The following is a 3459-nucleotide window of genomic DNA, read 5'->3' on the forward strand; positions in this document are numbered from 1 at the left end:
GCAAGTTGAACGCCGGATTCGCACGCGCGTTAAACGCCAGATGGAAAAAACCCAGCGTGAGTATTATCTGAACGAACAGATGAAAGCGATCCAAAAGGAATTGGGTGATTCTGAAGATGGCACGGATGAGCTCACAGAGCTTGAAGATCGGATCAACAAGACCAAGTTTTCCAAAGAGGCAAAAGAAAAAGCTCATGCCGAGTTCAAAAAACTCAAGCAAATGAGCCCAATGTCTGCGGAAGCCACCGTTGTGCGTAATTATCTGGATTGGATGTTGGGTTTGCCTTGGGGCAAAAAAACCAAAATCAAGAAGGATCTTGTGTTTGCTCAGAACGTGTTGGACGAAGAGCATTATGGTCTTGAAAAGGTCAAAGAGCGGATTATCGAATATCTTGCCGTTCAGGCGCGCACCGGGAAGCTAAAAGGACCAATATTGTGCCTTGTTGGCCCTCCAGGTGTCGGTAAAACGTCGCTCGGCAAGTCAATTGCGAAAGCAACTGGTCGTGAGTTCGCGCGGATGTCACTTGGTGGCGTGCGGGATGAAGCAGAGATTCGTGGCCACCGCCGGACCTATATCGGTTCGATGCCGGGTAAAGTCATTCAGTCGATGAAAAAAGCTGGCAAGAACAATCCTTTGTTCCTGCTCGATGAAATCGACAAAATGGGACAAGATTTCCGTGGTGATCCATCATCTGCGTTGTTGGAAGTGCTTGATCCAGAGCAAAACCACACCTTTGCCGACCACTATTTGGAAGTTGACTACGACTTGTCTGACGTGATGTTTGTCACAACAGCCAATACGCTTAATATTCCTGGCCCGTTGATGGATCGGATGGAGATCATTCGCCTGTCTGGTTACACAGAAGAAGAAAAGGCTGAAATCGCCAAACGCCACCTGATTCCTGAAACCATGAAAGAGCATGGATTGAAAGCTTCAGAGGTGACATTGCCAGATGAATCACTCACTTTCCTTATTCAGCGCTATACCCGTGAAGCAGGTGTGCGGAACTTGAAACGCGAGATTGCCAATCTACTGCGCAAAATCGTGAAAGAGCTCACACTGGACAAAGAGAAAAAGACGGTGATGCTTGATTTGGCAAAAGTCGAAGAATATCTCGGCCCACCACGTCATCGGCACGGTGAAATAGACGAAGAGCCACAAGTTGGTATTGTCAATGGCTTGGCGTGGACGTCTGTTGGCGGTGAATTGCTGACAATTGAAGGCGTCACCACTTACGGCAAAGGCAAACGTACGGTTACTGGCAACTTGAAGGATGTGATGAAAGAATCAATTTCTGCGGCGGCGACTTATGTGCGTTCGCGAGCAGTTGATTTTGGTATCGAACCACCATTGTTTGATGCCCGTGATATTCACGTGCACGTGCCTGAGGGAGCAACGCCAAAAGATGGTCCTTCTGCAGGCGTCGGCATGGCCACTGCAATTGTGTCGGTTATGACGGGTATTCCTGTGCGGCACGATGTGGCGATGACGGGTGAGATTACGCTTCGCGGTCGTGTATTGCCGATTGGTGGCCTTAAAGAGAAGCTGCTGGCGGCCTTACGTGGGGGAATTAAAAAGGTTTTGATTCCTGAAGAAAATGTTCGTGATCTTGTTGATGTGCCTGACATTGTGAAACAGGGGTTGGAGATTGTGCCCGTTTCTAAGATGGAAGATGTGATAAAACATGCGTTGGTTGAAGTGCCAACGCCCATCGAATGGGATTTTGAAGCCTACACAGAGAGCCTACGTCAGCAGAGCATCGCAACGGCGAATTTAACCGCTCATTAACGATTTCGCTAAGTTTGACGCTAATTTGAGGCCGGGACATAGTTTCCGGCCTTTTTTTTGGGTGGAAACAGCCTGAAAGCACCGGATTTCCTTGCTTTAGACAAAGAATCGAAGAAATGTAAGCACCGCATACTCAGGCAAATAGTCTAGGGTTCAGATATGAGGATAGAATAATGAACAAGAATGATCTGATTGCTGTAGCTGCAGAAAAAGCAGGCATCACCAAAGCTGACGCCGCTTCAGCCGTTGACGCAGTGTTTGACGCAATCGAAGGCACATTGAGAGATGGCAACGAAGTTCGCTTGGTCGGTTTCGGCACATTCTCAGTGTCACATCGTAAAGCAACAAAGGGCCGCAACCCGGCAACTGGCGCAGAGATTGATATCGCTGCGACTAACGTGCCTAAATTCAAACCAGGCAAACAGCTCAAAGAAGCTGTGAACGGCAAGTAACAGAATAAATGCTTTTTTTAAAGGTCTCGGTGAAAATCGGGACCTTTTTTTGTTGACGTAGCGTTTGATACGAATTAAACGATGCACACCTCATTAAGAGGGCGATTAGCTCAGTTGGTAGAGCGCTTCGTTTACACCGAAGATGTCGGGAGTTCGAGTCTCTCATCGCCCACCATTCTTTCCCTAAATCACTGTGAAGTTCAAACGATATCGATTGCATAATCGATTGTTTTATTTCGCATTTTAACCTCTCCATAGGGGATAAGTCGCTGGGAGCGGGGGCTTTGTGATGTTCTTCTCATTGATTGTATAAAAAGCATCATAAAGTGCAATTTATGTGCTTGACTTGGTCACTGATCACTCTTAAACAACGCACATCTTCAGCGATCACATTGATACGCAAAACGTTGGGGGTGTAGCTCAGTTGGTTAGAGCGCTGGCCTGTCACGCCAGAGGTCGCGGGTTCGAGTCCCGTCACTCCCGCCATTTTCTTCCCCCAGGCTTTCTCTTTTTCGTCGCGACCATCTTTGTTGTGACCATTGCAAATTTGCGCAATCGCTTGTGGCACCAATGATATTGGTGGAGTTTGCCTTGGAATGCTGCTGCTATGCAGTTTTGCAGCGTCCAAAAAGCTGTTGGTTATCGACCTTGCAGTGTGACAGATGATTCTTCTGGGTCTTGTTGTGTAGCCGCAAGGCTGGGAATTGAAATGCCAGTGAGTAGGGAGCGACAGTGCGCACTGAGTTCCGCTATCCGTGCTTGGTCCCGTTGGACAACATCAAGTCAACGCAATTGTACGTAAGTACTTTTAATGGCACTGAACATTGCGAAAAAACCAACCTGTCGAGCTTGTAAAACTGTTTCGCCAAAGGGTTGAGAATTGAAGTCAACTTACACCAATCCACCAAGCGCCTTGGCGTGACGATTTGACTATTATTGATATAAAGAACTATGTTTGATGTGCGTTTCGATTAATTAACCGAGGAGGTATTGATATGCGAAAGAAACTTTTTGTTGCAGCATTCCTTTTTGCGGCGAGTTCAACTAGCGCATTTACAGCGGATGCAGCCACTGATTATTCCAGTTCGAGTTTTGATTGGGAAGGTTTTTACATTGGCCTAAATGGCGGGCTGTTAAATACAGGTACCACTTATTGGGGAATAGGTGGTCTAGCCGGCCTTAATTTCCGTTCCGACGACTTCGTATTTGGTGTTGAAG

At 47.2% G+C, this 3459-nt stretch carries 2 protein-coding genes, 2 tRNA genes and 1 pseudogene; all 5 read left to right on the top strand.

The window, feature by feature from the left end; genetic code table 11:
- Nucleotides 1–1789, top strand: a 1789-nt coding sequence (lon, locus tag ACJAZW_RS15345; protein WP_415159676.1) for an endopeptidase La, incomplete at its 5' end; no start/stop codon positions are given.
- A gap of 173 nt (nt 1790–1962) precedes the next feature.
- Complete coding sequence (locus ACJAZW_RS15350; RefSeq protein WP_415159678.1) at nt 1963–2241, top strand: HU family DNA-binding protein; 279 nt, start codon at nt 1963–1965, stop codon at nt 2239–2241.
- Nucleotides 2242–2340: 99 nt separating this feature from the next.
- A tRNA-Val gene (locus tag ACJAZW_RS15355) sits at nt 2341–2416 on the top strand.
- A gap of 234 nt (nt 2417–2650) precedes the next feature.
- Nucleotides 2651–2727: transfer RNA gene (locus ACJAZW_RS15360), tRNA-Asp, on the top strand.
- Nucleotides 2728–3236: 509 nt separating this feature from the next.
- Nucleotides 3237–3459: pseudogene (locus tag ACJAZW_RS15365) on the top strand (hypothetical protein); the annotation flags it as partial.

Origin of the sequence: Maritalea sp., assembly GCF_047634455.1 — a bacterium.
Classification (GTDB): Bacteria; Pseudomonadota; Alphaproteobacteria; order Rhizobiales; family Devosiaceae; genus Maritalea.